Here is a 24,119-nt window from a genome sequence, read left to right as displayed (position 1 = left end):
GAGGTTGCCTAACTTTTTTGGAATGTCCTTTACAAAGGGTACAGATCAAGAGCACCTTATTCCTATTTAAGGGGATCACATATACCTTCTTCCCTTAAAATCACCAAAACCCATTTACAAATCTATAAAAGTAGATATAATATCCTTATGGAACCTTTATTAATTTATAAAGCATTGTCAAATGAAACAAGATGTCAAATTTTATCATGGTTGAAAAATCCAGAAAACCATTTCGATGAAAAGCCTTATCTAGAACAAGGCCTTAACTTTCAAGTTGGAGTATGTGTAGGAGATATCCAGCTTAAAACTGGCTTAGCCCAATCGGTTATTTCTAGTTATTTATTAACTATGAAAAAAGCAGGCTTACTAGAATCTGACCGAATTGGAAAATGGACATACTATCGTCGAAATGAAAAAACAATACGAGAGTTTTCTGAATACGTCCAAAACGAATTATAAAATGAAAGCTAATAATCAATTGATTATTAGCTTTCACAGATTCTGCTTTTTTACAGGTATCCAATTACTTTTTTATAAAGTTGCACTACCTATAAAAGCAAGAAACATGGAAAGGAGAAAATTTTTTAACATATCATATCTAGTTATTTAGATATCTGTTATTGTATTTCAAATTACATAGTCCTGATAATATTGGCATCCAATCATGCTTGTAATAATGCTTCTTTGTTAATGAATTAACTTTCAAAATACTGATATGAATGGAGAGTTTTATAAATGAAAAAAGTAAATCCTTTACTTATTCTGACACTCGCAATAGGTGTGTTCGGAATTATTACTACCGAGATGGGTATTGTCGGCGTATTACCACAAATCACTCAAAAATTCGGAATTTCAACTACACAAGCTGGATTTTTAGTAAGTATATTTGCACTAGTTGTTGCTATTTCTGGTCCGTTTTTAATTCTGCTCGTCTCTAGTATTAATCGCAAAATAATTTTATTAACAGCAATTTTCATATTTGTTATTTCAAATATAATCTACGCTTATACAACACAATTTGAAATCATGCTTATTTTTCGTATTTTACCGGCAGCGCTTCATCCACTCTTCTTTTCAATCGCTCTTGTAACAGCTGCTAAACTTGTCCCTCCAGAAAAGAGCGGTCAAGCAGTTACAAAAGTTTTCATGGGAATTACTGTTGGCTTTGCTTTAGGTGTACCACTAACCTCTTACCTTGCAGACCAATTTTCACTCGAAGTTGCTTTCTTATTCGGAGCGTTCGTTAACACACTTGCATTCATTGGAATACTAATCCTACTTCCTTCTATGCCTGTTAAAGAAAAAATGTCTTTCGGCAAACAAATTCGTATACTTGGCAAACCAGGATTATGGTTAAATATTTTAACCGTCACATTCCTTTTTGCAGCCATGTTTTCCGTATACAGCTACTTCGCCGAGTACCTTGCAAAAGTAACTTCCATGAATGGATCTCTCATCAGTATCATGCTATTCATATTTGGTATAGTTATGATTTTAGGTAATCATTTATTTGGTGGTCTCCTGCAAAAAAGCATAATAAATACCGTAATATCATTCCCTATTCTATATTCTGTTGTTTACATATTGGTTTATTATTTAGGTTCCTACCTTGTTCCAATGATTTTTATCGTATTCATTTGGGGAATCGTACATGCTGGTGGATTAATTGTTGGTCAAACATGGTTAATAAGCGAAGCAAAAGAAGCACCTGAATTTGGTAATAGTCTATTCGTTTCGTTCTCAAATCTCGGAATTACTCTAGGAACAACTATTGGAGGCTGGTTCATTTCAAACCTAGGTATTCACCAGCTTATTTGGAGCGGATTTATATTCACACTACTTTCATTCCTATTAATTATAATAAAACTAAAATTTTTCAATTCTAATAGCCAGGCTTCATTATCAAGCTAGTACATTTTCAGTTTCAAATTTGATAAAAAAACATTATAAATTCTTCTCATAAGATTTTATAAAGTGACAAGTATAATGCTCAAAGCCTTTAGCCATAATTACGACTAAAGGCTTTTTTGTATATAAAGTGAAACTTTAATCAGTGGGGGTTTTGTTCATCCCCCCACTGATTATTAGCCTTCACCAATCGGGCGTTTACGGGCAGTTTATCTCCCACCTAACTTCTTTGCTCCACCTGAATTTTGAGGTGGGAGTTTTACTGCCCACAAATAGCGGGATAAAAATAAATCTAAAAGGAGCTAGTTTTATGGAACATAATCAAAATGGAGTACTTGCTTTAATTGTTTTGTTTTTAGGATTATTGTTTTTTGTTAGTGGAATGGTTTATCATTTATGGGGTTCTTATTAATGGTATGATTGTAATTATCGATATAGCATATTTCCAAAAACAACTTAACATGGTAAAATAATATTCGGACGGGAGTCCAATATTATTAAAATTAAGATGGTTCAAGTCGGAGGAAGGCACCTTAGGGTGTCTTTTCTTTATTTTCAAAAGGACCTGCTCAATTATTGCGTAAAAAACATAAAGTAATTTGAATCCGTTAAAATACATGAGTGTACCCTTGTTTTCCCCTCTTATTAAAGGAGGAACTATTATGGGATTTGGTGGTAGTTGTAGTAGTTGTGGTGGCGGCTTTGCTTTATTAGTTGTATTGTTTATTTTATTGATCATTGTTGGAGCTTCTTGCTTCTGCTAAAAAACTATTGGAAAAGACACTCTTATATGGGTGTCTTTTCTTTGTAATAAAAAGCTCTCTATAAAGGAAAGTTTTTAGGTTTATACATTCAAGTCATCCAAATTAGTTATTTACACAGCACTTTATTTCTTCGCATCTCTCATGCTGTAATATCCTAAATTAATTATAATCAAGAAATACCCACCCATAATTCCAGCTGCAAATGTCCACATGAAATCATGGTGTTCAATTTCATACATAATAATCGCACCGAGTATCGCGGCTGTAAATCGATTCATCATTCCAAGCATCGGTGCTTTTTTATATTTGTAATTTCGAATAATCAAACATAATCATCAAACAAATTCCATATAGACCCATTACTGGTTAAAATGTTATAATTAAATCACCCTACATAGTTACTCATGTTCAGGATGAGTAACTAACGTCTTATTAAGTAATGCGCATAACTTAAATAAAAAAGACACTTCACAGTGTCTTTTTTATTTACATCAAGTTTCCTTTTAATTCCAAAACCAATATAATAAGGTGCACCATTTAATACATATAAAGAAAAATATAGATTTATCAAATCATTATGGCACCCATAAAAGTACTTCTATTTTGGAGGAACAAACTATGAACAAAAAGTTAGTAACATCATTATTATGTAGCACATTCTTGTTTGGATTATCAGCTTGCAGTTCACATGATACATCTAGCAGTAACACGAAAAACGAACAGGAGACTTCTAAAGAAACAAAAAATGATGAACTTAGCAACAAGGATCCTCAAAAAGAGCTTCCCACCCATGAAGATTCTTCTGGTGTATACATATCAATAGGCTCTGTCGATTCATTAGATGTTATAGGTAATGGAGAAGTTAAAGCACAAGGTGTATTTAAAGTATTAGACGTCAGAGTACATAATGGTCACGAGGAACCCATTACACTAAATAGCAACAACTTTAAATTAATTGATAGTACCGGAAGAGAATATCACATTTCTAATGAATCTCAATTAGTACTTAAAGCTGCAAATACTGCTACATTTAAATTTGGTGTTCTTAATCCTAGTGAAAATTTAGAAGGGAACATTGTATTCGATGTACCGAAAAAAACGCAAGGATTAACTTTGAAAATTAATGGAGATATGTTGGATAAAGGGATCGAGTTAAAGGTGGAATAGTCAAAGAAAATACAAACCGCCTATCACACCTTATACTAACATAACAAAAAGTACAGCCTCTGTATTAACTACAGTAAACTGTACTTTTTCATTTGTGACTTTGTATAACTTACTATAACAAGATTCCTTAATTCTTTTGAGAAGATGCTCTCCAATCACGAAAAGATGTTGGAAACCCAGAATGTCCACGCTGCTTTGTAACAGCTGGTTTTTCTTCAGGAGTAGTTGATTTTTCTTCAAGAATAGTCAAAGCTGTTTGCATTTTCTCCAACTGCTCTCTTAATGCTTGCTGCTCAATCTTTAAATCCGTAAGTAAACGTAATATCATCTCAGAATTAGCCATAACGATCTCCTTTCCCCCAATGCACAGAATAAAATACCATATGTAATAAGCGTAATACTCGTGACAAAAATAAGGTCGTCAACTCTCTTAAAATACCGAGTACTTTTATTTTTCAAAAGGACCTGCTCAAGTTTATCCGTAAAAACATAAAGTGAAATAAATCCATTAATATATGGACTTTATGGAAGGAGGAGTTAATATGGGCTATGGTGGTAGTTGTGGTGGAGGCTGTGGTTTTGGCGGTGGATTCGCCTTACTTGTTGTGCTCTTTATTTTATTAATCATCGTTGGAGCTAGCTGTTGGGGCGGCGGAATCGGCTGCTAATAAGAGGCACTCTTGAGAGTGTCTTTTTTTATTTCTCAATATGCAACTAACCTATATGTGTTACTATCAAAAGGCGAGATTCCCTAAGCGTAATATAGTAGTTTACCAACTATGAAAGCCACTGTCACAAGAAAACAGTAGGCTTTTATTTTTTTATTTAGAAAGATTAGAACAGGGATTATTCTTTGCACTAATCAACATTTTAAAATTGACATAGCACTTCATGCACCATACACTGTTAACAACAGTATACTGTCATTAACAGTATATATTCCAATTCACTCTAGGAGGTATATTCATGAAACATACAGGAAGACATACAGGTGCATTTCTTTTGTTATTTTTAGCAGAAGGTGATAACTATGGCGGGCAACTACTTCAGAAATGTGAAGAAGAACTTCCGGTCAATCCAATCGATAGTGCCATCCTTTACCGTACGCTGAAGAAATTAGAAAACGAAGGTGCTATTGAATCTTATGTAAGTACATCCGTTCCAGATAAGCCGAGAAAGATGTACAAAATTACTACAGCCGGAAAAGAACAATTAGCAGATTTTCAAATGGATATTGAGGAAAAAATGAAAAACTTATCATTTTTCTTAGACAAATATAAAGACTTAAAGGAATCTTATCATGATTAATGGCGCTATCCTTTACACTTTGGCCATTATTCTTACGGGGATTTCTTTTATGAAGGATCGGAATAAAACGAAAGCTGCCCTATTAAAATCATGGAAAATATTTCAAAACCTTCTCCCTGCCATGCTCTCCATTATGCTTTTCGTCGGACTATCACTTTCTATCTTAACACCGTCCTTTATCTCTTCTATCATTGGAGAACAGTCCGGATTCTTAGGTATTATTTATTCAGCAATACTCGGATCTGTGGCACTCATTCCAAGCTTTGTCGTGTTCCCACTTGGTAATACGTTAATACAGCACGGCGCAGGGCTTCCTCAAGTTGCGGCACTCATGTCTACATTAATGTCAGTAGGAATGACAACCTTGCCAATGGAACAAAAGATATTCGGACGAAGCTTTGCTTACGCTCGTAATGCATCTGCATTACTCATGTCACTCCTATTCTCATATATTATTTGGGTGGTGATGGTATGAAGGAACTAAAAAGATATCGCTTCTTTTTCATATTACTGTTTGGGCTCCTCTTATTAACTTTTATAAACCAATCTTTAGGATGGAGCGCATTACAATTAACGGGGAATAGCATTTTAGATATGTTGTTTCTACTCCCCCCTGTCCTAGTATTTGTAGGGTTACTTGATCAGTGGGTGAAGAAAGAAACGCTAATGAAATACATGGGAGAAAAGTCCGGCATATATGGCATCTTATTTTCTCTATTATTAGGCGGAATTGCAGCTGGTCCCCTCTATGTTGCCTTTCCGATTGCAGCACTACTATTAAAAAAAGGCGCAAGTATTAGGTACATCGTATTTTTCTTAGGCGTTTGGACAACTGCAAAATTACCAATTATGGTGTATGAATTTTCTTCATTTGGAGCTACCTTTACACTCATTCACATTTGCTTTGGTCTATTGTTCTTCTATGTAATGGGCATCGTTTTTGAGAAATTTTATGATCAACGGCAATTATTGCAGTATGATATAACGAAAGAAATGTAGAAAGGCATCTTTATCTGTTCTTTTAAAAACAACGATAAAAATGGATAAGTGCCTCCACCAACTCATTAATCGAAACCTATTTCATGAAAGGACTTCCCGATCCGCCAGAAGTTGTTGCAAAGCAGCTTGGATTGTTGCTAGATAGGAACTTTTAAATGAAAAGAGGCTATTTTATAAACCGATTGAACCGGATTATAAAATAGCCTTTTTATTATGAAATAAAACGTCGATAAATTTTTGTTCCAAATATTCAGAATTAATATTAAAATAAACAATGGGGATAGGGGTATGGGATCATAAATTATACATAACGAGGGAATAGAAATGAAAATTCAATTAAAAGCTGATTTAATGCTACTACTAGTTACATTTTTTTGGGGTGCATCCATCCTACTTACAAAGCTTGGACTTGATGGCATAGAAGAATATAATTTAATCGCATTACGATTTATTATTGCCTTTCTTTTATCAGGTTTAATATTTTACAAACACTTATTCAAAATTGATCTTAAAACTGTAAAATATTCTTTTATACTAGCTTCCGTTTTATTTATCGTCTACATTTTCGCGACTTTCGGTACAAAGTATACAAGTGTATCTAATGCCGGTTTCTTACTATGTCTCACAGTCATTTTCATTCCAATATTATCAGCTATATTTTTAAAACACATTCCTGAGAAAAAAGTTATATTAGGAATTGTGTTAACGATAATAGGAATCGGCTTATTAACATTAACTAGTGAATTCAAGATCGGTAACGGCGATATATTTTGCATACTGTCTGCCTTATTTTATGCGATTCACGTCATCATTACTGGAAACGTAACAAAACATGTAAATTCAATTGCACTTGGGGTAGTACAACTCGGTTTTGTCGGCCTATTTAGTCTTATTTTTTCATTAGTTATGGAAACCCCAAAACTTCCTGGCACTATCGACTCATGGCTAATCATCTTAGCCTTAAGCATATTTTGCACCGCCGTCGCATTCATTGTGCAAGTTATCGCCCAGCAATACACGACGCCCACACATACAGGACTTATCTTTTCATTAGAACCTGTCTTTTCAGCAGGCTTTGCCTTCTTCTTCACAGGTGAAACACTCACAGGAAAAGGGTACTTAGGGGCGACGCTTATATTGTTAAGTGTGTTGATTGCTGCGGTGGATTTTAAGGGGTTATTGCGGGTTAGTTATAAGAAGAATGTGGAGTAGGTAACCACACATGTCTAGGTTCATTAGAAAAAACAAATACCCGACTATTATTTCATATAATAGTCGGGTATTTAGATTTTCAACCTATTATTTTACATAGACTAGATGAACTGCATGTAACAGTTCACCGTCATTATGCGGAAACTAGCTTTTTCTCTTTACGCAAAATCCCCATTAACCCGCCAATAAACAGGAGAATGGCCGGTAAAATATAAAAGAAAGAAATACAAATTAATCCACCAACTGCAGCCACTGTCATCATCGCACCGCCAAGCTTGGCTCTACTCTTCACTACAACAGATCCACAAATTCCTACTATAGAGAGAAGAACACTTCCCCAGCCTAAACCGATAAGTGTATTCGCTCCATCCGCATCTAAAGCAGAACCAAGCCCACCAATAAATAACGCAATAAACGCGCATAAAATACCGAAAATACCACCAATAAGTCCTAATACAAATTCTGTTGTACGTTTCATTTTGAATATCTGCTCCTTACTTCATTCCTATTTGTGTTTTACCTACAGCAAATTTCCGGCGACATTATCCCATATACTTGCTCCAAAGTCTCCGTTGCTATTTTTATCCAACTGGCGACAATCAGTTTCATACTCCAAACGCCGCAACCGTATACTCGTATGTATCCCCGCCTTTCCCTGTTACAGAATCACCTGTCTTACTATGACAGACTACTAAACTGAATACCACAGCACTCCCTCAAACAAGTGTCCTTAACTTTTTTATATTCAACTACCTTCCATTACATATATATTAAGATTCCCAAGCACATCTTAACAAAGCTACGGCTCAAATTTTGTCGCATTATGTCACAAGAAATAAAAAAGGAGCAACACTAAACATTGCTCCCTTTTAATGGGATAAACGCTTCTCCCACTCTTTCACCTTTTCAATTGTTACATCTAATTTCTTAGCTACTTCTTCTATACTCATTCCCTTAAAGAGCATTCCAGCTGCAGAAAGAGCTTTATCAATTTCTTCTTGCTTCTCTTGCTCATATAAACGACCAACTTTTGTCAACCGTAACCACTCCTTTACCTTTTTTGCGTAGTCTTCATCAATAAATTTATCCGTAGCTACAAGAATTCCAGCAATAACTTGAATTTGTTCTTGCTCATCGGAGATACATTTTGCTACTTCTATCGTCTTCTCAATTAAAATTTGTCTTTTTTCTCTACTATGCATAAGTGGTACAAGTATTAATTTCATGGTTTCTTCATCCGTCAAAGATTTTCCTTCTTCCATTTTCCTAATAACCTTTTGAAGGATAGCATCACCATTGTATTCGCTTAATAAAACAGCTTTGGAATTTAAACGTATGCTACATACATCTATTTCTTCTATTGGATTCATTACCTCGCTTGTATAAATAACCACGATTCGAATATCAGCTAACTCTTTGTTCTTATTATAATAACGATACATAATTTGATTCGCATAATCCATATACTTCAAATGATTTTCAAGGAAACGGTTATTACTTTCATACTCTAACATTAAGATTGAACCATCTTCCATTTCAAATAAAGTATCTGAGCGCCTTTGATCTGCACGAACTCTCGGAAATTCATTTGGCAACAATTCTTTTATTTTTGGAAAACCTTTTAATCCATATGCTTCAAGCCCTTTATCTTTATAACATTCACTTAAAAACTTCATAAGAATATCTTTATTATGATAAGAAATATCATTCCCTGCCAATAGCTAATCCCCCTTAACTATTAGTTATCATTTTCTTTATTATATAACTTATAAAATTGCCGTTACAACTTTGGTTCACATACAAATACTATTTTCAAAACATCTTCCCCTCCCACTAGTTCACCATCTCCACAAATCGCCCAAACTCCTTCAAAAACCTCAGCTTAAAACTACCCACAGGCCCATTCCGATGCTTCGCCACATGGATCTCCGTCATCTCTTTCTGCATCGTTTCCTTATCATAATAATCTTCACGATACATAAGCATAATGACATCCGCATCTTGCTCAATTTGTCCCGTCTCTCTTAAATCAGATAAAAGAGGACGCTTATCTTGCCGTGACTCTACGGAACGAGACAATTGCGATAACGCCACTATACAAACATTTAAATCACGCGCTAACAACTTAAGCTTACGTGAAATTTCACTAATCTCTTGAAATCGATTGCCCTTATGCTTCGGATCGCCCGTAATGAGCTGCAAATAATCTACAATAACTAAAAGCTTTTTATCACCGTGCTTCCTCTTTAACTTACGAGTCTGCATCCAAATATCCTGCATTGTAACGCCTGCCTTATCATAAATCTCAAGTGGCAACTCACCAATTTCCGCAAACGCCTTACTCACCTTTTCCCAGTCCTCTATCGTAAAACGATGCTTCGGATTTTTCAGCCTACCTCCTGACACTTCACCCGCGCAAGACGCCAGCCTTTTTAACAATTGTTTACTACTCATCTCTAACGAAAACAACCCAACCGCCGCTCCAGACTTCGCCGCATGCAGTGCGATATTTAACGCAAATGCCGTTTTTCCCATAGAAGGACGCGCTCCAAGAACGACAAAATCACCTTCCTGCAATCCGCACGTCATCTTATTTAGCGATGTATAACCAGTCTCAATACCAGTATTCTCTTTCGTATCTTGATGAAGCTCCTCATATAGCCCAACTAAAGCATCCTTCAAATCAAACTCACATACATAGTCCTTTTCCTCTAACTCACAAAGCGCCGTAATCGTCTCACCAATAATTTTCTCATTCTTCTCCGCAATAAGACGCTCTCCCATCTTGTGCCCGAGAACGCCAGCCTGATACATTTTCCATGCACCTCGAACAAGCCCCTCATAATAAGAAAAGTTGCTAGTCGTAGGTACACCCTCTATTAATGCTATAAAATACTCCATTCCCCCGATATTCTCCAAAAAATTAGGATTCATCCGAGAAACAAGCGTCACAAGATCAATTGGTTGCCCTTCATCTTCAATTTTTCGCATTAACCGAAATATAGACTTATGCACCGGCATAGAAAAATAATGCTCCGTCAAACGGCACTCCTTAATAAGCTCTCCATCAAGTAATAGAGAACCTAACACCGTCTTTTCCGCCTCCACATTTTGAATACTCATGGACGCCACCCGCGTTCCGCTAAAAACCGCTGCAACTCTTCCTCTGACAGTGCATTCTTCTCCCACTCCTCGCACCTCGTCAAAAACTCCTCCGTCTCCCCAGTACTAACAGACGAATCCTTCTTCCTAAACTGAGTCGTATCCGCCTCAACCTCACACACTTTCGTAAACCCTTTCCCGTGCCAGCCCCTCAAAATCCCCTTCACATAAGCAACCGTCCGCTTATTATTCTCAAACGCAATTTGAAGAGCCTTCAGCACAAGCTCCTCTGACAAATCTTCCATCCACGCACTCAGTTCCTCCACAGTATGAGGAGACAAACTACCGAAATGTTGCTCATAAAACGTGAACACCTTACTTCCCGTTTCTTCCTGGGCGACCTCTTCTTCCTCCGCCTCTTCACAAACCGGATCAATATCATGAACAGCCAAATCGCCAGGCATACCGAAATGTGCTAAAAGCATCGGAACATTCAGCTCCTCCTCCACGCACTTACGAAGAAACATATGTACAAACTCCTTATTCTTCACACCCTTCAGCTCACGAAGCACACACTTCTCCACATTCGTATTCGTCACAGGATTATAACGAAGCCAATTTAAAATAAATAACTCCCGCGTCTCCGCATCATAAAGAATCTTTCCATAATCAATAAAGCGCTGCACCAGCTTATCAACAGTTTCCCGATTATAACCAGTCTCCATCTCAGCTAACCGCTTCGGAAACGGAAAAATCCCGCACTGCGTCGTCTTCGAACAAGTTAACAAGTAAACATAAAAATACCGCTCCTCCGGCGTCAAATCCAAAACAAAATCATCCTGCCAAAAATTCACCTGCACATTACGATACACCGCCATCAAAGTTCCTCCCGTCCCCATTCAAAATGTAAAAGCCCTTTTGTAATATATATAGGCGGGAGGGCCAGGTTTTTGGCGTGTTATTTCAAATTTTTTTTGACTACTACTACGGTGTTTGTTGGTGTTTTTGTTTTGTTGTGTTTTTTCTTAGTGATTTATTACTTGGTTGGGGCTTGGAAGGGGTATGGGAGGGGCTAGTTGGGGGTTGGTTTGATTAGGAAGATTTTGTTGATTTCTTTTAGTGGTGTGCCTTCGTATTTGGCTAGGGGGTTTATTAGTTTTAGGAGGTTGGATGGTTCTTCTAGTTTATGTTCTTTTGTGTATTCATTTTCATTTAGTGTTCTTATTGTGGGTGTTTTTCCGTTGTTTTTTATTATTTTTGGAATTTTGTCTCGGATTAGTTTGTTGTGGGGTGGCATGTCGGTTCCTTCGTTAGTTTTTTTCTTCTATTCTCTTTCATCACTATTTGGCTTCTATTTATGATTGAACTACGATTTTGAGAATCTCAAACATTAGAATGGAATAAAGATATAGACTTAGAAGAAAAAACACTAACTGTAAGTAAATCAATGTACTATAAAAGCTAGCAATTGTTTGATTACACTTGATGATGATACGATTGCTTTTTTGAAGGTAGAGAAGGAAAAACCAATTGAAATATTCCCTTCAAAATATATTTTATCTTATAATGGATTGCCAACTAACAAAAATGCTTCATTAAATCAATGTCATTCCAATATAAAGCTGTTCCTTTATTCACACGAATTCTTATTATATAACAGCCCAACAACATAACATTCAAACATACGTATAAAACGATTTTAGAATTACAATTCATTCCAACATGGTGCAATTACTTTAACCTTTTTTGAACTATTATACTCGAAATATTGCATTTCTACAGCTTTATCTAGGATTTTGCGAAACAGTCCAAAAATTAGCCGGGCATACAGCTGAGCATACCCGGTTCCACCATTTTCTTGATTTGTTAATAACCATGTACGACATTTTATACGCTCTCAACTGAAATAGAACGAAGAGGGATAGAAACAAATCTATCCCTCTTATCAACTTGCTGTAGTTTTTGGTAAGCTATCAAATAAAACTGAGATATCTTCTAATGCTATGCGGTTTTGTTTTATTATCGATTCTATTACCTCTAAACCTATTTTCTCAGAAAACTGTTTTTTTTCTTCAGAGAGAAATTGCGCGGAAGCATTGTTATATAATGATTTTAACTCTGGTATTAATTTACTATATAAATAAATAATAAAGAAAGCATTATCGTCTTGCAATTCAAGGCTTTTTAATACTGCTGATTGATTTGTATAAATTTGAGTATTAGACTTATCATCAACTGTAAAAACTATGTCTATGTCTTCATTTTTCAATCTAGCAGTCATTGTTCTTAGAGTTTCTCCGTTACTTATAAAAGCTTTAGTTATTATAAGCTCCGATGTTTGATCTGAGGTTCCTTTAAAAATGTTTTGTTCATCACCGATATTACCAATAAAACCACTTATATTCATCAACTTAAGTCCGGCTGCTAGAGAACCCTTTTCCTGAGTATACTTAAAAAATAACCAATTAAATAAATCAGGTTGAATATCATAAGTTTGATCCTGCTTAGCTATGTAATTGGTTCCAATAAGTTTTTTTACCCTCTCTATATGAAACTCATTTGATGAGCAGATAATTATATAAACAGATTCGTTCATACAGAAAAAGTACGTCATAACTTGAGTGTAGTTAACTCTTTCTGCTTTAGGAAGAAATTGACCATTTGAATTCTTCTTTTTTTTCTTTGTATATTCAATATTCGCAGTAGCAAATAAATAACGCCCAAAAATCTCGTCTGATTCTTCATTTGCTTCATTTAATATAATTTCATTTGGTTCAGATACGCCTTCCCAAGTAAAATAAAAGTTTTTTTCTTGCTCAGATAAAGCCTTTGCCTTTTTAGTATCTTTTATAGATATTTTAAGAGCTTCAGCATAACTTTTGCTTATTATATTTTTTTCTATATCATCTAAACTAGTTATTCCTGTTAGTTTAAACAATTTACATGTTAATTTCGAAATTGCCAATTCTACTCCCCCTTACAAGTTACCTTCAACGGCTCACACTCAATTGATAATAAATTCCCTGAAATTATCCTTGTAATTTTCCCGAATTTATCTGATGTTATAGCATAATCCAAAGCAGTCTCCGCATTCTTCACCCTAATAGGCTTTACTTTAAACTGTTCGTTTAATTTATGACTTCTTTCTTGAAAAGTCTTTCCTTTGATTTCAATTTCTCCAAGTAAATTAATTGAGATATTTCGTTCGGATAATTTAAATGCCCCAGCTTCATCTGAATCCCACTTATCAAAAAAAGATACATCTAATAATTCAGGATTAAAATAAATATCAAGTTTAAACCCAAGCTTTTTTATTAATAAATTCGGAATCCTTCCTCCTGGATTAAGAACTATTTCTACTTCAACATCTTTTTCATCATATTCATAATTATTTGGCATAAACTTACAATTACTTTTTTTAGTCCCATCTAGCTTTGTTATTAGTAAGACATTCATTTTTTTCATATTAGTTTTTATTTTCGCCCATAAATATGATATTAAAATTGACATAATCCCGATAAACAATGTAATTACAGCACTTAAAACTGTTTTCTTTAATAGGTCATTTCCATATCCTAATGTATCTAGAATATTATATACAAAGTTCTGTTGATCAGTGGCTATGAATGCAACACTTAGTGTAATTATAAACGTTTTTAATACTGGAATAATTTTTTCTTTCATACAAGCATCCCCGGGCCAAAGCCAAGAAAATCTATTAGTTTTTTAATGTCATTAATTTCATTTTCAGATAGATCATCATCTATTCCTAATACTCCATTAGATTTTAAAGTAACCATGTGACGATTTTTTGTACGAAAGTATACTTGCATGATTTGATATTCATAGTCTTCTATTATTGATTTTAATATTTCCGAATCAAATTTTTCACCATCTAATACATCATCAATATCAATATTTTTAAATTTACAATCTACGAGAGTTAAATTGAGTCTGTCTTGCTCTTTTATCAGATCTAAAAACTTACGATTACTCATTATAAGTTGTTTTACTGTACTATCCAAAAAGATTTTATATATATTATCGTCCATTAACCAGTCATTAAAAGATTGAGGTAAATACTGAATTCCATATGAATATCCATTTTCACCCACTATGACATTATTCAAAGATATCTGCTTATAAAAAGGTTTTTTCTTATCATTTGGCTGAAATAGGATTTTAAAGAAATTCACAGTAGTTTCCTCCTTTTTTAATAGCTAATATTAACCCATCTTTATATACTATGACAAGATTATTAGTTATGGAATTTTTCCACAGTCATATTATACCAAATACCAACAAAAATATCGCTATAAAATATTTGTCAACGACAGCAAGAATTATAACACAAGAAGACTTGCTAAAAATAAAACCCACCAATGACTGAAGTGACCCCCGAAAATGGTGCGATTTGAATAACCATCCTTTTTCATTTCAATGACTTTCCACTTTATTTCTTCTGGGTAATGAACTCTTGTCTTCCAACGAAAAACACCTCCATTGAATTTGCATACTTAGTATGCAAATTCAGGAGGTATTTTTTCATGTACCACTATTCGGGTTCACTTCAAATGTATATAAAATAAGTTTTTTCAAAGTACTATTCCATAAAAAAGAAGACCAAAGAAATAGTTCCCTTGGCCCTTAATGATTCTTATTATTTATTCTAATTCTCAATGAAAACTTCGACCAGAAATATAATCAAATCCCCATTAATTTGAACTCATTACTTCAGTGCTATCTAATAATAATTTTCAACAGATATCTGTAGTTAAACAATCAAATGGTCTTCCATTATAATGATTTAACACCTACGCTCCGACTCAATAATCCGCTTCATTTCCTCAATCTCATCATCAGCAAACTCAGGAACAAGGTAACCTCCATCAATAGCTTCCCTCATCCGCGCTTCTTTTTCAGCCAGCTTGTCATAAATCTTTTGGTCAATAAAATTATAGATTTCTCCATCACTCACCGTCATCAAATAATAATATCGTGTACTTTGATTTTTAGGCAATCCAAGTCGATGAATACGATCACGTGATTGCAGCATAAAGGTCAAGTTATAGTTATATTCAAAGTAGATTGCATCATGGACGATATGGTGTAGAGACACCGATTCTCCAAGCGTGTTCGGATTAGATACTAGTACTTGTATTTCATCTGTGTTCTCTTTAAATGTGCGGATGATATCATCGCGCTCATCACGAGGTGTGCCACCATAAATCACTTTTGTATTGATACCTCTTTCATTTAATACATGAGTGATTTTCTTCAATGTATTTACGAATAACCCCCATACTACGACCTTTCCATGTTCTTTCACTATATCCATCACAAGTTCAATGCCTGCTTTGAATTTAGGAGAAGGCACATTCGCTAAATCCCATTCGCTTACCTCACCAATGACTGCTTGATGAATACTTTCTTCTAGCTCTTTTCTCACCTTCGAGCTGATCTGATCATAAGAATCATTATCTATACTGTCATCTTCACTATAACCTAAATCACTGTAATTTATCGCTTGATTGACGATTTCAGGGTTGGTTGATAATTGAATCATTCTTATCCAGGTTGCTAGTGGATTTTGCGTTGTTGTGTAGAGTATTTCCGCTAGACGAAGCTGCTCTTTAGACGGAGGTACTTTTATAATATTGTCTTTATCGGCTAATGGAACGCCTAAATCTTCCTTGCTAGTTCTCCAAAAATAAGGAACCAATTTTTCATTAATTTCATCAATTTCCCTAATATCGGGATTTTTCAGCGTACTTTTCTCAAATCCAAAATAAGCACTATATTCTTTCTTGAATAAGATATTTAAAAAGTTATATATATCTAGATAACCATTAGGAATAGGTGTTCCTGTTAAGACATAGCGATAATCAACCTTGTCTGCTATTTCCAAAGCAGCAAGTGCTCTTTTAGCCTGTACCCCTTTTACACGATGAACCTCGTCATAAATGAGCATGGTATCTGAATCATTGGCTAGGCATTTTATGATTGACTCTTTAAACTTTGGTAGTGATTCATAGTTAATCAAAATCAAATTTGCAGAAGGCCACTGAGCTTCTAGAGCATATCTGTTCCCACCAATAGATGGATCATGGACACTAAGCGCCCTTAAATCTTTTTTGTCTTGGAAGACCGCTTGAAACTCATCCTTCCAAGACATAAAGGCATTAATTGGACTAACAACTAATAATCGCTTAATGGGAGCTCTTTTTTTCTTGCTATTCAGATAGGCGAAAACACCCAGTAACATAGCGGTTTTCCCTGCTCCTGGAACAGAGAAATTGGCTGCTCTTTTTTGTGTGAGCATATACATAGCTGAACGAAGCTGTAGTGCTTTTAAAGGTCTGGAAACTTCTGCTTCCACGACTTCCTTAAACTCCTCAAACTCTTCATCCCACCTGCTATCTTGATTCTTCAAGGTCAAGCCTGATTTTCGATATTCTTCTATGGAATACTTCTGACCATTAATATAACTATCTACACGTGAAGAAACGATAAAGTTAAACTGATGTTTATCTGCTTGCTTATTGGCAAGTTCAATTATCCTTTCAATTTCTCGATAAGTTAAATCTCCTCTAAAAAAGGGATACCCCTTGTCTTCATCTACATAAAAGCTGAATTTATTCTTAAAGGTTTTTTTTGTGCTTATTTCATCTTCACTTTTATCAACGAAAAAGAAATGTACATCGTTCATATCAAAAATAACGGAATTATTAACAGGGTTTTGTATCCTTTGAATCTTTCCTATATCGAACTCTTGTAGAAGAGGATAAATAATTTCAGTGGCATCAATTACTTGAACACCCGGATAATTATCGTTCCACAAAAGAGAAAACTCTTCTGCTTTCTGATTTATGCGAGAACGAACATTGCTACTTACGTCCCAAGAAAAATCCACATCAAAGGAATCAAAATTATTCTCTATGGCATTTGCCGTTTCATTGAGTGAACCATTGAAATAAATGATATCCCCCTGCTTATCTTCAAATAATCCCCATTTTGTATGGAACAAACCGTTTTTCACTAGACCAAACTTGACATCTGCTTTCCCCTGTGATATTAAGTAGGCTAGATTTCCTAGACGTTGCTTATCAATCTGGGTTAAAATTTCCCCTTTTGAGCGTTCATAATAACCTGTCTTGATTTCTTCAAAATCCTTTTCTGAAATATTTTGAGAAATGATGAATTGAACATAGCCATCATTTTCAGCAATTTTATCTAGTCCTTCAGCATATATAGAAAGTGCTTTACAAGAAAAATAGCCGCTCACTCGTTTATAGCTAATAGATTCACCCAATACTGGATTATAAAATTCATCTGAAACACTATGAATCATCGAGTTATAGCTAGATTTAAGCTGACCTTGCAGATTCTTTAACAACTTTACCCCTCCATAGAAAGAAGCACATCAATTTGTTTCATTAGCTCCTCTAAACTTTCATTTAACTTCTGCCTTTCAGCTTTAGGTAATTCTTGGACAATTCTTTTATCGATTGATTCAATTGCAGTGATTGCCTTATCCGCAAGTTTTACTGGCTCATTTTGTTCTTTATGATTTTTTGCCTTTTCAGAGTACTTTTTTGAAATCTTTTGAACTTCTGCGATTGCTTGAACTACCTCTTGATCATGATTCAAAAGAGTAAACAGTTCGACATTGTTCTTAATTGGCCCTTTATTATCTAAGGCCTCCACAATTAGATCGGTTGAATCTTCCATTTCTTCAATGAATTTCACTTCATTCTTTGTACCAACAACATGTTTGATTATTTGTCTGAATTCTTGTTTATAATCCTCTTTGGCAGAACGCACCTGAATAATTTTTGCAAACAAACTGTTCAATAATTGGTCTGCTTTTGCTGTGTTCTTGAATTTTTTATACTGAGGAATCATGTCTCGAAGTGGTCCATTTAAATCTAATTGTTTGGCCAATGCATAATTATCTGGATTGGTATTCAAGAACTCTAAAAATTTCACGATTAGTTCTGCTTCATGCAATAATTTGCCCACCTCATCAGGTTTTAATCTGGCGGATTTAGAATATTCCGTCGCAGTCATAATAGTATTAACTGAAACGGTTTTGTAAGCATCGATTGCTCTATTAACCGGGTCATAATCTACTTTACCCAATTTTCCAAATTGAATCTGTAATTCCAGCGACTTAATCTTCTTTCGGTCATCAATGTTTTCTACAAATAAATCATCTAAAATAACTGCTTCGAAATATTGTTGTTCTGTTATTGCAGGGTCCTGATCAAGTAATCGTCTTGCTGTAAAACGGCGATTTCCATCAATGACACGCCCATCGCTTAAAACATAGCCTGGTTCACTCTGACCTTTCATTGCAATATCCCTCTTCAAGGCTTTCATTTCTTTTTTGGCCTTATCGTCATCGTTTGTCAATATATTTTGAACAATCATATTGTATTCTTCGTTATGCCCTGAATGCAATTTCCCATTAGCGCTTTCATAATCCGACAGTGCAACACCGATTCGACCATTTTGCTCATTATAATAAAGATATTTTAATGGGATGGCATAGGTTTTACCACTATACTTTTCTCCATTCGCTTTTTTGATAGGAACATTAATCTCATGTCCCCCCTCCTTAACAAATCTCTTATTATACAAATCAAACAGATTAATGTTTTCCATTATTTCCTCATCCCCTATAAATCTATAATTTCTTTTACATAGTCGATATTGAACCAAAAGCGCTGTTTTACTATACTCTGCCCTGTCGGCAACTCCACTTGATCATCGCCATTTTTTCCACCTGGTCTTAAGTGACCGAGTAAATTAAATTTGCCAGATGGTAGATTGTTTTTATTGATAATTTTCCCACTCTTTTGTTTTACAGGTGTGATTTCGAGTTTTCTTTCATTAATCAAGTAGCGGACTTGATCCCACACTTCTTTCAAACCATGATTCATATCATATTCTGACATCTTCCAAACCTTTGCATCCAAGAAAGTCATTTCACTATCATCCACACGCTTACCAGTAGGGTATTGTTGGAAGATGAAGAAAATTAATGTCTTACTTTTAAAATATTCATACAAAGAACTACTCTTCCAACAATCTGCTGCAACCCATTCATCAAAATTAATCGGCATGAAAGACATAGCTTCAGCTGGGGTTTCCATTCCGGTTAAACGCACCGTTTTTAAAACCGCTTGTACTTTGTTATCACATAAACCAAATTGATTGTTGCTTATTTTCAACATCTTCCTAGCTAAATTTACAAAAGAGGCTTTACTATCCCTTTCAAATAGTCCCAATTCCTCTTTAATTTCAGAAACCTTCTTTCCTTTATAGTTAGACAGTTTTTCATCTAACTCTTTTTGAGCAGAAAGAATTAGCTCATTATTTTGATTCATACTAGTATTCTCCCTAAGTTATTAATGAATAATCCTTTTTAATTATAACATCAACAATCTCTTTTATTAATTTACTCTTTAAATTAGGAGATGAAATACCTAGTAATTCCCCCTATCCGCAAAAAACGTATATAAAAATAACCTGAGCTTATAACTTTAGGGCTCAGGTTATCACAATACTTTGTTGTTTTATATGTCTAATAAGTATGAACTATATTTATTTCCTAGAATAAACTCAACTGCACAATACTATCCATCTTCTCTTCTTCTTTGTTAATCTCTAAAATCCTTTGACCCATTCGTTCCACCAAATCAACCACTAAAGCATTTCCCATACAAAAGTATCTATTTCTTTGTGGCATCCCCGTATTCGTCCAATCCATTGGGAAACCATTTAACAATTCACATTCAGCTGGTGTTAAATATCTTAGTTTTTTTGTGTAAGGATCTTCAATGACATGGGAACTTCTATTACATGTGCCTTCACTTGTTAACATTGTACGTCCAGGCTTATCTAAATCATCAGGGAAAGCCATTCCTCCCTCAGAGTAGAAATATTTATGACCTGTCGCCTTTGATACTCTTTCTTCCTTTTTAGGACCTTTAAGATACTTAAGTTCCTCAAATTCCGTTCTGCCCTTTTTGTTAACCTTATCCATTTTCAAATAATATGATTCATCTGCAGGACCAAATTTATCATATACTTTTTGAACAACTTCACTTAAAGTCTCTGGATTTTCAGTTACCGGAACTACTTCTTCAGTATAAACTTGTCCATCCATCATTAGGCCAGAATTATAGTATTCCACTTTAAATGTATCAGAAACCTCAATAATATCGACCGGCAACTCAAATTGCCCTCTTTTTTTGTTTTCTTCAGGTGCTTCATGCACATTAAAAATTGGAGCGAAGAATCCATTTTCACACAATATCTCTAAAGGCTTCATTTTACTTTGAACAGATGTGAAATGAGATTCTTTTAAATACGCAAAAATAAATACTCTTCGTCTTCTTTGAGAATTTCCATAATCCGCAGCGTTAATAACTCTCCATTCCACTACATATCCTGCATCTCTAAAGCTAGCCAGCATAATAGAAAAATCACGACCTCTTTGTTTTGCTGGTGACTTCAATAATCTATCTACATTCTCTAACAAAACAAATCTTGGCTTGCGAGAATTAACTATGTTCATTATCTCCCAAAAAAGAACACCTTTTTTCCCTTGTATTCCTTTTTCATTTGATAAAGTACGTGCTACAGAATAGTCTTGGCAAGGAAAGCCTCCTACTAATAAATCATGCTCAGGTATTTCCGGCCAAGCTTCCGCTATATCTCTATTTACATGTATTCCTTTATTTTCAAAGCGAGTTGCATAACAATTAAATGCATGTTGTGCTTTAGTTGAGGGCTCCCACTGGTTTCCCCAAAGAACTTCAAAGTTTTCGTTTGCTTCTAGTCCTAATCTAAAACCTCCTACTCCCGCAAAAAGTTCTACTACTTTCACCATAAATACACGAACATCCTTTCGGTATTTTATTTATCTATGCTTCATTATAATAAAAAGTGAGGAAAAGATCAACTATAACATTTCAAGAACCATACTTTTTCATAATTCCTTTATCGGGATTCTAATATTCCCCAAAAAAAGTTCACTACTATATCAATATTATAAAGGAAGAAACTTCCCTTGAACAGATCCAATATAGCCGTTATCTAATAAAACAAATCGTATTTTCCTTCTTATAAATTTTACTTATATAAAATTGAAACAGCTTTTAATTATAGCATAACTTTATATGCAATGTTTTATAAACATATAATGCAGCAATAGATATGGAAAGGAGCTTATTATGGAATACACTACAATAGAAGAACTAATGAAAAAAGCACATGAAGCTGAAGGAAAAACATTTGGTGAAATCGATACAACTGACCGACTCGCAAACGCAAAATCAAAAGGTGGATTAGGTCAAGTAATTGAGGAGAGCTTTTTCGGATATGAAGTAAATTCAAATGCTGAAGCTGATTTTAAACACCTTGGTATTGAACTAAAAGTAACAGCATTTAAACAAAATAAAAACGGCTCATTATCAGCCAAAGAGCGCTTAGTTTTAAATATTATCAACTATATGGAAGAAGTTCATACACACTTTGAGAAATCAAGCTTTTGGAAGAAAAACGAAAAGCTACTATTAATGTTCTATGAATGGGTACCTGACGTAGATCGTAAGGATTTTCATATTACAAAAAGCTTTCTATTCACCTATCCTGAAGCTGATTTAGAAATAATTAAACAAGACTGGGAAACCATCGTAAATAAAATTCGTACTGGCAAAGCACATGAATTATCTGAAGGTGATACAAACTATTTAGGAGCTTGCACAAAAGGTTCCAATAAAAATTCACTTCGCTCACAACCGTATTCTGAAATTCAAGTAATGCAAAGAGCTTTTTCATTAAAGCCGTCCTATATGACAGCACTAGTTCGTAGATATCTCCTAAACGAAGAACTAGTAAGTTTCACAACAAAGAATGAACTAAAAGGAAAATCATTAGAAGAAATCCTTTACTCAAAATTTGAGAATTACATAGGCCTAACTGATCAAGAAATCGCTCAAAAATTATCTATTGATTACAAACCTACAACCAAGAGCTTTGTTCCATTATTAGTAAGCTCTTTACTTGGTATTAAAGGAACTCGACTCGATAAAATTGAAGAATTTGCAAAAGCCAATATAGAATTTAAAACAATTCGCCTAGAGCCAAACGGAAAACCAGAACAAAGCATGTCATTTGAAACTATTGATTTTCATCAATGGACAAATGAATCATGGGAAGAGAGCGAAATTCGAGAACGCTTCTACCAAACCAAATTCTTATTTGTAATTTTTGAATTTAAACAAACAAAAAAAGAAAATCCAAACCGTAAACTCTACTTTAAAGGTATTAAACTTTGGAACATGCCTGCCCCTACAATAGAAAAAGAAATACGTGAACTATGGGAAGAAGTTAATAAAGTGATAAATGAAGGTATTCAAATTGAATACAAAACACGTGGTGATAAAGTCGTCGAAGCAAATAACCTACCAAAAATAAATTTCAACGGTGTCGCGCATATTAGACCAAAAGCTCGCAATGGTGCTGATAAAGTAACTTTACCTAATGGTCAGCACATTACAAAGCAGTGTTATTGGTTAAACAATTCTTACATAGCTGATATTATTACTGACAAAAAATAATAAGATTTTAATTTACTCTATGAAGAATTCACCATTCATATAAAAAGCAGATATCACTTTTACTCCTAAAGATATCTGCTTGTTTATCAGTTTGTTACGATTTTAAAACTAATGTTGGAATAACCAATCATATGTTTATTCCAACATTAGTTGAATTTATAATCTCTAATAATATAACTAAAAATTGATGAATATTCAAAAAAATCCCAATAAAAATAAGCGCTATCTCTATCTTTTATACTTTTAAATCATTTATGTATCCTTGCACTATCTTACAATGTTTAGCATAGGTACCTTTTTTTGCTCCTTTAAGAACTTTTAAATCTTCTGTAATATCTTTTACATTCCATACTGTGGAGCCATCATCAAAAAGTCCAATAACTAGAGTTGGAACGGTAACAGATAGTTTTGCAGCTGGTATTTCCCTTATTGTTTTTTCATAATTTGAAACACCACTATCAATTCTCTTACAAAGTTCATAAGAAGGAACAATTAAAATACATATATCTGCTAAATCATACGAAAAGCTAAGTTGAAACTTGAAGTAGTTACGATAACTGGAAGCAACGTTACCAAACTCAACTTCAATTTGAAGTTTAAGAATAACTTCTCCTGTATCAGAATCGATATAGTATTTTCGAAAATCCGAGCGTAATTCATCATCAGATGTATTTGGTGTAGCTCGAGGCTCCTTTTCCCAGCCAAGCTCTTCGAATCTCAAAAGAAAATAAGTATTCATTATCTGCTGTATAACTTCCAGTTGTGACTGACTGTCCGATTTCCCCTGGTATATTGGAACAGGACAATCACGACAAACCATTATTAATTCGTTATATGCAGCTTCAAAACGAGGATGTTGCAAAATCTCTTCTGCATATCTATAAGAATATGTTTCTACTTTCATTTTTCTATCTCCCTAAATATCTTAGTTACAATACTTCTTCGGTATTCACTTAATTTGCTACTCCCAAAGTATAACTTAAAATTCAGCATTATTTATGTTGCATATACTATTTTTCACAAATAA

The 24,119-nt window shown here is 34.4% G+C and carries 24 protein-coding genes and 1 pseudogene; 10 read left to right on the top strand and 15 right to left on the bottom strand.

The window, feature by feature from the left end:
- The first annotated feature begins 147 nt into the window (after window positions 1-147).
- The 3 genes from MHI07_RS04905 (at window position 148) to MHI07_RS04895 (ending at window position 2,672) form a co-directional block, all read left to right on the top strand.
- Window positions 148-459 (top strand): ArsR/SmtB family transcription factor, encoded by a 312-nt coding sequence (locus MHI07_RS04905; RefSeq protein WP_002159054.1) that lies wholly within the window; start codon window positions 148-150, stop codon window positions 457-459.
- Window positions 460-735: 276 nt separating this feature from the next.
- Window positions 736-1,911, top strand: coding sequence for an MFS transporter (locus MHI07_RS04900; protein ID WP_340822259.1), 1,176 nt, complete (start codon window positions 736-738; stop codon window positions 1,909-1,911).
- A gap of 659 nt (window positions 1,912-2,570) precedes the next feature.
- Window positions 2,571-2,672, top strand: a complete 102-nt coding sequence (locus tag MHI07_RS04895; protein ID WP_000505688.1) for a YjcZ family sporulation protein — start codon at window positions 2,571-2,573, stop codon at window positions 2,670-2,672.
- A 122-nt stretch (window positions 2,673-2,794) separates the two neighbouring features.
- On the opposite strand, the pseudogene MHI07_RS04890 reads toward MHI07_RS04895, so the two are convergent.
- Window positions 2,795-2,980 (bottom strand): annotated as a pseudogene (locus MHI07_RS04890) (ATP synthase I); the annotation flags it as partial.
- A gap of 310 nt (window positions 2,981-3,290) precedes the next feature.
- Between MHI07_RS04890 and MHI07_RS04885 the strand changes: the two are divergent.
- Complete coding sequence (locus tag MHI07_RS04885) at window positions 3,291-3,839, top strand: DUF4352 domain-containing protein (RefSeq protein WP_078175141.1); 549 nt, start codon at window positions 3,291-3,293, stop codon at window positions 3,837-3,839.
- 127 nt (window positions 3,840-3,966) lie between these two features.
- On the opposite strand, the gene MHI07_RS04880 is transcribed toward MHI07_RS04885, so the two are convergent.
- Window positions 3,967-4,182: a hypothetical protein gene (locus tag MHI07_RS04880; protein ID WP_002159059.1), complete on the bottom strand. Its 216-nt coding sequence runs from the start codon at window positions 4,180-4,182 to the stop codon at window positions 3,967-3,969.
- Window positions 4,183-4,381: 199 nt separating this feature from the next.
- Between MHI07_RS04880 and MHI07_RS04875 the strand changes: the two genes are divergently transcribed.
- The 5 genes from MHI07_RS04875 to MHI07_RS04855 all read left to right on the top strand — a co-directional run bounded on the left by MHI07_RS04875 (window position 4,382) and on the right by MHI07_RS04855 (window position 7,358).
- Complete coding sequence (locus MHI07_RS04875) at window positions 4,382-4,507, top strand: YjcZ family sporulation protein (RefSeq protein ID WP_000540378.1); 126 nt, start codon at window positions 4,382-4,384, stop codon at window positions 4,505-4,507.
- Window positions 4,508-4,805: 298 nt separating this feature from the next.
- Complete coding sequence (locus MHI07_RS04870) at window positions 4,806-5,147, top strand: PadR family transcriptional regulator (protein WP_002202937.1); 342 nt, start codon at window positions 4,806-4,808, stop codon at window positions 5,145-5,147.
- Complete coding sequence (locus tag MHI07_RS04865; protein WP_078175142.1) at window positions 5,140-5,622, top strand: hypothetical protein; 483 nt, start codon at window positions 5,140-5,142, stop codon at window positions 5,620-5,622. The genes MHI07_RS04870 and MHI07_RS04865 overlap by 8 nt, the downstream gene beginning before the upstream one ends.
- Entirely contained in the window at window positions 5,619-6,146 is a 528-nt protein-coding gene (locus MHI07_RS04860; protein WP_078175143.1) for a permease, read from the top strand. The genes MHI07_RS04865 and MHI07_RS04860 overlap by 4 nt, the downstream gene beginning before the upstream one ends.
- Before the next feature lie 324 nt (window positions 6,147-6,470).
- Window positions 6,471-7,358 carry a DMT family transporter gene (locus MHI07_RS04855; protein WP_340822253.1) on the top strand — a complete coding sequence of 296 codons (888 nt, stop codon included), beginning with the start codon at window positions 6,471-6,473 and terminating at the stop codon, window positions 7,356-7,358.
- 133 nt (window positions 7,359-7,491) lie between these two features.
- Here the strand turns inward: MHI07_RS04855 and MHI07_RS04850 are convergent, their stop codons facing one another.
- From MHI07_RS04850 to dcm, 12 genes are all read right to left on the bottom strand, one after another.
- On the bottom strand, window positions 7,492-7,836 hold the full coding sequence (locus tag MHI07_RS04850) for a DUF4064 domain-containing protein (RefSeq protein ID WP_078175145.1): 345 nt from the start codon (window positions 7,834-7,836) through the stop codon (window positions 7,492-7,494).
- 391 nt (window positions 7,837-8,227) lie between these two features.
- Window positions 8,228-9,076: a transcriptional regulator gene (locus tag MHI07_RS04845; protein ID WP_078175146.1), complete on the bottom strand. Its 849-nt coding sequence runs from the start codon at window positions 9,074-9,076 to the stop codon at window positions 8,228-8,230.
- Between the two features lie 115 nt (window positions 9,077-9,191).
- Window positions 9,192-10,481, bottom strand: a complete 1,290-nt coding sequence (dnaB, locus tag MHI07_RS04840; protein WP_078175147.1) for a replicative DNA helicase — start codon at window positions 10,479-10,481, stop codon at window positions 9,192-9,194.
- A complete protein-coding gene (locus MHI07_RS04835; RefSeq protein WP_078175148.1) occupies window positions 10,478-11,338 on the bottom strand; it encodes a DnaD domain-containing protein in 861 nt (286 codons plus the stop codon). The genes dnaB and MHI07_RS04835 overlap by 4 nt, the downstream gene beginning before the upstream one ends.
- Before the next feature lie 194 nt (window positions 11,339-11,532).
- Window positions 11,533-11,757 (bottom strand): nucleoside triphosphate pyrophosphohydrolase, encoded by a 225-nt coding sequence (locus tag MHI07_RS04830; protein WP_340822244.1) that lies wholly within the window; start codon window positions 11,755-11,757, stop codon window positions 11,533-11,535.
- A 648-nt stretch (window positions 11,758-12,405) separates the two neighbouring features.
- Window positions 12,406-13,425, bottom strand: a complete 1,020-nt coding sequence (locus MHI07_RS04825; protein WP_340822241.1) for a hypothetical protein — start codon at window positions 13,423-13,425, stop codon at window positions 12,406-12,408.
- Window positions 13,426-13,427: 2 nt separating this feature from the next.
- Window positions 13,428-14,144 (bottom strand): hypothetical protein, encoded by a 717-nt coding sequence (locus tag MHI07_RS04820; protein ID WP_340822239.1) that lies wholly within the window; start codon window positions 14,142-14,144, stop codon window positions 13,428-13,430.
- Window positions 14,141-14,656, bottom strand: a complete 516-nt coding sequence (locus MHI07_RS04815) for a TetR family transcriptional regulator (protein WP_340822238.1) — start codon at window positions 14,654-14,656, stop codon at window positions 14,141-14,143. Before MHI07_RS04815 ends, MHI07_RS04820 begins: the two co-directional genes overlap by 4 nt.
- Before the next feature lie 611 nt (window positions 14,657-15,267).
- Window positions 15,268-17,856 carry an SNF2-related protein gene (locus tag MHI07_RS04810; protein ID WP_340822236.1) on the bottom strand — a complete coding sequence of 863 codons (2,589 nt, stop codon included), beginning with the start codon at window positions 17,854-17,856 and terminating at the stop codon, window positions 15,268-15,270.
- Between the two features lie 2 nt (window positions 17,857-17,858).
- Window positions 17,859-19,127, bottom strand: coding sequence for an RNA polymerase subunit sigma-70 (locus MHI07_RS04805; protein ID WP_340822234.1), 1,269 nt, complete (start codon window positions 19,125-19,127; stop codon window positions 17,859-17,861).
- A 14-nt stretch (window positions 19,128-19,141) separates the two neighbouring features.
- On the bottom strand, window positions 19,142-19,852 hold the full coding sequence (locus tag MHI07_RS04800) for a DNA mismatch repair protein MutH (RefSeq protein ID WP_340822232.1): 711 nt from the start codon (window positions 19,850-19,852) through the stop codon (window positions 19,142-19,144).
- Between the two features lie 224 nt (window positions 19,853-20,076).
- On the bottom strand, window positions 20,077-21,360 hold the full coding sequence (gene dcm, locus MHI07_RS04795; protein ID WP_340822230.1) for a DNA (cytosine-5-)-methyltransferase: 1,284 nt from the start codon (window positions 21,358-21,360) through the stop codon (window positions 20,077-20,079).
- 343 nt (window positions 21,361-21,703) lie between these two features.
- Between dcm and MHI07_RS04790 the strand changes: the two genes are divergently transcribed.
- Window positions 21,704-23,092 (top strand): Sau3AI family type II restriction endonuclease, encoded by a 1,389-nt coding sequence (locus MHI07_RS04790; protein WP_340822227.1) that lies wholly within the window; start codon window positions 21,704-21,706, stop codon window positions 23,090-23,092.
- Between the two features lie 235 nt (window positions 23,093-23,327).
- On the opposite strand, the gene MHI07_RS04785 is transcribed toward MHI07_RS04790, so the two are convergent.
- Window positions 23,328-23,996 carry a BglII/BstYI family type II restriction endonuclease gene (locus MHI07_RS04785; protein ID WP_340822223.1) on the bottom strand — a complete coding sequence of 223 codons (669 nt, stop codon included), beginning with the start codon at window positions 23,994-23,996 and terminating at the stop codon, window positions 23,328-23,330.
- Window positions 23,997-24,119 lie beyond the last annotated feature (123 nt).

Origin of the sequence: Bacillus sp. FSL H8-0545 (assembly GCF_038006105.1) — a bacterium.
Classification (GTDB): Bacteria; Bacillota; Bacilli; order Bacillales; family Bacillaceae_G; genus Bacillus_A; species Bacillus_A cereus_U.
This window is presented reverse-complemented; position numbering and strand designations above follow the sequence as displayed.